Origin of the sequence: Methanomethylovorans sp. (genome assembly GCF_050177135.1) — an archaeon.
In the GTDB taxonomy this organism is placed as follows: domain Archaea; phylum Halobacteriota; class Methanosarcinia; order Methanosarcinales; family Methanosarcinaceae; genus Methanomethylovorans.
The window spans coordinates 1-5,478 of sequence record NZ_JBFXHJ010000144.1 but is presented as its reverse complement, the minus strand read 5'-3'; the positions used below and the strand labels follow the sequence as shown (position 1 = coordinate 5,478).

The 5,478-nt window shown below is 40.8% G+C and carries 5 protein-coding genes; 1 reads left to right on the top strand and 4 read right to left on the bottom strand.

Annotation, left to right across the window (positions count from 1 at the left end; genetic code table 11):
* From AB7U21_RS10045 to AB7U21_RS10035, 3 genes are all read right to left on the bottom strand, one after another.
* Positions 1–515, bottom strand: a 515-nt coding sequence (locus AB7U21_RS10045; RefSeq protein ID WP_428388747.1) for a nucleotidyltransferase family protein, incomplete at its 3' end; no start/stop codon positions are given.
* Between the two features lie 67 nt (positions 516–582).
* Entirely contained in the window at positions 583–966 is a 384-nt protein-coding gene (locus AB7U21_RS10040; protein ID WP_428388745.1) for an OB-fold nucleic acid binding domain-containing protein, read from the bottom strand.
* A 116-nt stretch (positions 967–1,082) separates the two neighbouring features.
* Positions 1,083–1,625 (bottom strand): FKBP-type peptidyl-prolyl cis-trans isomerase, encoded by a 543-nt coding sequence (locus AB7U21_RS10035; RefSeq protein WP_428388742.1) that lies wholly within the window; start codon positions 1,623–1,625, stop codon positions 1,083–1,085.
* Between the two features lie 180 nt (positions 1,626–1,805).
* Between AB7U21_RS10035 and AB7U21_RS10030 the strand changes: the two genes are divergently transcribed.
* Entirely contained in the window at positions 1,806–2,639 is an 834-nt protein-coding gene (locus AB7U21_RS10030) for a phosphatase PAP2 family protein (RefSeq protein WP_428388740.1), read from the top strand.
* Positions 2,640–2,784: 145 nt separating this feature from the next.
* Here the strand turns inward: AB7U21_RS10030 and AB7U21_RS10025 are convergent, their stop codons facing one another.
* Positions 2,785–5,067 carry a PGF-pre-PGF domain-containing protein gene (locus tag AB7U21_RS10025; RefSeq protein ID WP_428388738.1) on the bottom strand — a complete coding sequence of 761 codons (2,283 nt, stop codon included), beginning with the start codon at positions 5,065–5,067 and terminating at the stop codon, positions 2,785–2,787.
* Positions 5,068–5,478 lie beyond the last annotated feature (411 nt).

Below are 5,478 nucleotides of genomic sequence, written 5' to 3'. Positions count from 1 at the left end.
CCGGTACTTGCAAGATTACTGAATATTTCACCGGGGCCCGGTTTTTCCAGAAAACGGTGTATCCTGTTGTTCACATCCATATCTGCGATACCGAATTCACTCGGGTCATCGATAGAGAGGAGTGCAATTGTAACTTTAGCACTCATCCGTTCATGGAATCTGTATAACTCTCTTAGGTTAAGATTTAGTACATGGTCGCCACCAAGTACAATGAAAGGTTCCCCTTTTAGATATTTTTCAGCGTTCTTCACACCGCCTGCAGTACCGAGTTTTTCATCCTCGTATACATAATTGATATGCACGCCGTATATCCGCCCGTCTCCAAGCTGTTCTTCTATTTTTTCAGCCATATATCCAAGAGTAATGACTATGTCATTGAATCCCTCGTTTGCCAGGTGTTCAATAAGATGAACTACTGAAGGCTTGTTGAGTATAGGAATGCTCGGTTTAGGCCGTTCGAATGTCAAAGGACGCAGCCTCGTCCCCTCTCCGCCACACATGATACATGCTTTCATACATTTTACGATGTTCTTTTTTACATATATGTTTGCCGGAAACGTTTGACATTATATTGTTTCCTTGTCAAAGCAGTTCAATACCACTCACATCCTGCACCACGATTTCCAGTTCACCCTGATATTCCTGGACCTCACCGGTCACCCTCACTTTGTTATTTTCACCGATTATAGAAGCTATCTCCTTAGCTCCTTTATCCCTGGAAACAAAGACCTTTATGGTCTCTGAACCACGTTCCACATCTATCAGCAAATGATCACCGGTATTCGTAAAACGCTCGGACGCCACGATACCTTCAATATATACTATCTCTCCAGGTCTGGAAGAGGTACTAAGTTCCTGTATCTGTGTTCCATCCTGATAAAAAGTCACGTAAGCTACAGACAGTGACAAAAGCACCATCATTAGCAAAACTATCATTACTTTCTCTTCTCTCTCTATTTCTGACACCTTCCACAAGCATCTTATTACATGTTCTCAATAAAACCACTTTTCATTCAATTATAAATATTTAAATCTGTTGAATACAAGGTGTCTGAAAAAGGAGAAGTCAGTAAATTTTATTGTTACTTACTAGCCTTCTCTATAGAAACCACTTCAACATCGAATGTCAGATTCTTACCGGCAAGTGGAGAGTTAAAGTCAAGTGTTACATTAGTATCCGTAATGTCTACAATGGTTGCAACTCCCATTAATGTCCCTACCTGTTTACCTATTTCAGGCACTATACTGTTATTTTCAAGATCGGATCTGGGTACAGGGATAAGATATTCTTTTTTATACTCTCCATAGGCTTCATCAGGCGAAAGTTTTAATGTTTTCTTTTCACCTATGGTCATATTAAGTACTCCATTATCAAAACCGCTGATCATTTGTCCTGCTCCGACAACAAATGACAGAGGCTCATAGTTTCTTGAAGCATCATATAGTCCTGCCTCTTTTGAAACATTGATCCAAGACGTGTCAAAAACAGTGCCGTTGTCGTATTTTCCTACATAGTTAACGCTGATGTTGTCGCCTTTTTCTACTATCTCTGACTGGCCATTATCTGCACAGCCGCTTGAAAAGGCTATGATCGATAATATAAGAAGTAAACAGATTTTCTTCATTCCTTCACCTCAACCAAATTTTGGAAAAGGACGAGTTTATGTGATAAAAAGGTGTTGCGATTTATGCCATGGCAATTTACCACAGCCTGTATGTTTTGTAAACTTGAATTGCAGGAAACAATAAAATATATAGAGCATAGAGTAATTTTAAACGGAAATCATTATTGAAGAAGGATAACCATGAAGGCTATTTTTTTTCTTTTGTTATTGGTCTCTATCATTTTTTTAATGATCGTTGCAGGATGCTATGTTTTTCTGCCAGAAGGTCAGAGGAAGCGGTTTGCAGGGATAAAGGACATCAAGGATCAAATTATGTCTCCCCGTGTCTATCCGTATCTTATCCTTGCCGGATTCATCTATCTGCTCATGAAATCACAGGTTATTTTTTCAATGCAATCCAAGATGATCTATTTTCCACAATTGGCGCAATATATCTTACTTCTGGAAGGCAGCAAGGTAAGCTATTTCCAGATGGTGATCAACCCTGTACTGACCTATATAAGCGCTTTCATCTACCTATGCGGTTTCTCATATCTGCTGGTATTTACTTTTCTTTTGCTCATAATTACCAGGCAGTATAAAGTTTTGCAGGAATATTCGATTGCTTTTATTCTTACATATCTTGTAGCTTTCCCGTTTTATATATTCACACCTGTGAAGGTGACAGGATATTCTCTTCCTAATGTAATGCCATTATTGTATGACCTCGATCCCATTGTTCGGGAAGGGTTGGCTGTAGTAGACCCCCTTCAGGATAATTGTTTTCCGAGTCTGCATGCTGCTCTGTCTATAATGGCGATGCTTATAATCGTGTTCAGGACCGATTTCAAAAGATTCAAGATATTCGCAGTTGCACTGACCCTGACCATCCAGTTCACTATATTTTATTTAGGTATACATTGGATCGCGGATTTTATAGCAGGTATATTTCTGGGTTGTTTCAGTTATTATGTTGCCACGAGGTATGGTCAGCACATTGCCAGTCGCATTCCGTTGTTAGGCAACAATAAATGAGATAAAGTAACATATCTGAAGAAAATGTTACTAAATGCTACTATATATTCTTTTTAAAAAATGCTGGCAACCATATGCCTTCAAAGGGTTTATGGTTGCACTGAACTCAATTTAACTACTTTCCATATTTGCAAGGAAAGGCCATTTAACTTTTCTGTCTCTTCAGGTACTCATATCCAACTGCAAGTATACCTATCAGAAGGAAGGCCATGATGTATGTCCAGATCCTTGATTTTTCTGTCTTAGTGTTCTCCAGTCCAATATCTTCCATATTCGTACTGTTCTCACCATTATCATCGATAGAAGAAGCAAGGGCCTTTCCCGCTGTGATCGCGAATGGAGAAAATCCAGGTGTCCGAGCTTTGAATATGGAATAGTCCGTTGTTTTGCTTTCCAGGGTCGTGGGCAGCACTTCCCATGCAGTTCCATTATATCGCTGCAATTTTATTTCATCAGCGCTTATTGCCATCTCTTCCATCCATGAATTGTTCACCCTGAACTCTACCTGTGCATCCCTTATGTTATCCGATGTAGCAAAACCGGCCTTACCTACCCATATATTAGCATATTTATACAGCAATCCTTCAGAATTGATTGGTACAAGCTTTGATCTGTTGTTCAGAACCTCTATGGTAGAAGTAATCTCACCTGAGTTCTTAAGGGAATAGAAACTGACCTTCTGAATAGGATTACCATCTCTTGAGAATTCATAGGTGACATTGCTATTCATTCTCAGGTACTCACTGTCCACATCTTTCATAGCGACGTTTACAAAGTCCTCAACGCTACCTGCGCCACCGCCTCCTCCGCCACCGCTGCTACTCTTTTTACTGCTGCTTCCTCCGCTACTGCCTCCTCCGCCACTGCTGGAAGAAGATGTTGTGAGGCTAATGCTTACTGCTTCACCCTTCAGTCCGTTCTCATTGAATGGGACCAGAGTATAGTTGTAAGTTGTGGATCTATTCAGGTCACTATGTACATATGATGATCCGGTCACAGTATCAAGAAGAATGCCATCCACGCTTATTTGTACAGTCGCAGTATCATCAGAAGCATCCCACTCCAGTGTGATCGAAGTGGTCTTTATGCTCTTTCCGGCGACATTTGAGATCACAGGCAATTTCAATGTGGTTGCCGGATCAGTTACCTGTGCAGTATTAATGTTTCCTGAAGTATCCACTGTTTCGATAGCTATAGCATGCTCCACTCCATTGCTAAGTCCTGTTGCATTGTAATAATTGTTGGGAGTGGTGGTGACAAATGCACCATCTATGTATATCCTCACATGACTGAGATCCTGATCTGCAGGATTGGTCCATGTCCAGTATATCCAGCTTGCACCTATACTGCTTTCATGGAGGTTCGTTACAGGTGCCGGTGGAGTCCTGTCTATGGTCCTGGTGGTCGCCTGATCGGTTATAGTTGCGGGATTGATGTTCCCGGCAGTATCTACAGTTTGAGTGCCTATGGTATGCACTGATCCTTCAGGAAGTCCTGTTGCGTTATAATAGTTGTTGGGCGTGCTTGTTACCAATACTCCGTCTATGTAGACCATCACATTACTAAAATCTGCATCAGTTGGGTTTGTCCATGTCCAGTAGATCCAGCTCGTTCCTGTAGCTGTTTCCCTCAGGTTTGTAACGGAAGCGGGCGGCACCTGTCTCGAAGCATCGAATGTTGCTTCAGCTGCTTTAAGGGCCGTAACGGCCTGGCTCACTTCTGCATTCGTTGCATTTGGATTATCTGCAACAGCCTGTGCCGCAGCGATAGCTGCCCTGAATGCGTCTATTGATGCTTGCGGATACTGACCGATACCAGTTCCTGCGACTGCAGTTGATACTTTTGTATTGGCAGCTGTAATGGCTGATGTCAATGCACTTTTATCTATGGACTTTATTCTGGCATCATCGAATGTCTCTTCAGCTTCTTGCAAATTGGTTTCAGCCTGGTCTATCTGTGATTGCGTTGCAGTTGGATTGTCAGCAACTGCTTGTGCGGTATTTATTGCTGTCTGGAATGCAGTTATCGCTGCCTGCGGATATTGTCCGATCTCATTCCCAGGAACCGCGCTTAATATTTTTGCATTGGCGTCTTCAATAGCTTCGATCAGATCGTTTTTGTTTACTGCACGGACAATGATCGTTACAGTATCATCGTCTGTTTCTTCATTAGCTGTCGCAATGAACGTTACAGTGTACATGCCTGCTGTGCCAGTTGGTGGCGTCCAGCTGAAAACGTGTGTATTTGAATCTGTGCCCGGAACAAATGTTGCTCCATCTGGCGAATTTATAACATCAAATGTTATAGTAGCATTAATATCATCATCTGTTGCAGAAACAGTAAAACTCAGCGGCTCATTTTCATACACTGACACCAAATTATCATCAATATCTAAATGTGGAACAGCTGAGCTGACCCCAGCTGTCATTAAAAACAAAAATAGTACAAAGCCTATACAGACCAATTTGTTTAACTTGATTCGCATTTTACCATCCACTCCATGGTCCATGGAGTATTTTTAATTGTTTTATTGTTCCGTTGTAATTCATGGTACCTTGCATGAAGTAATATTTAAAATTACTCTAAAAATCCGACAATATTTAATATATTTTTTTTGAGATTTTTGTAATGTATGTTCATAGGATTTGGATGGCTTATCTTTTACCTAATTACAGAACAGAATAACGCATTTGATCTTGTTTTCGTCTGAAACGGTGTGTTCTTTTAGAAGATAGGACCATACAGGTGTTAGATATGAACAGATTTATCTCGCACAGTTGTTATCTTCTGTGGAATAAAGGAGTGAAAAGCAGTAACAATTTAATATGTCTAAACTTTT

Bases quoted from the DNA above. Each gene is read 5' to 3' on its own strand.
- AB7U21_RS10030 (WP_428388740.1), top strand. From the start codon at position 1,806: ATGAAGGCTATTTTTTTTCTTTTGTTATTGGTCTCTATCATTTTTTTA.
- AB7U21_RS10025 (WP_428388738.1), bottom strand. From the start codon at position 5,067: ATGACAGCTGGGGTCAGCTCAGCTGTTCCACATTTAGATATTGATGAT.
- AB7U21_RS10035 (WP_428388742.1), bottom strand. From the start codon at position 1,625: ATGAAGAAAATCTGTTTACTTCTTATATTATCGATCATAGCCTTTTCA.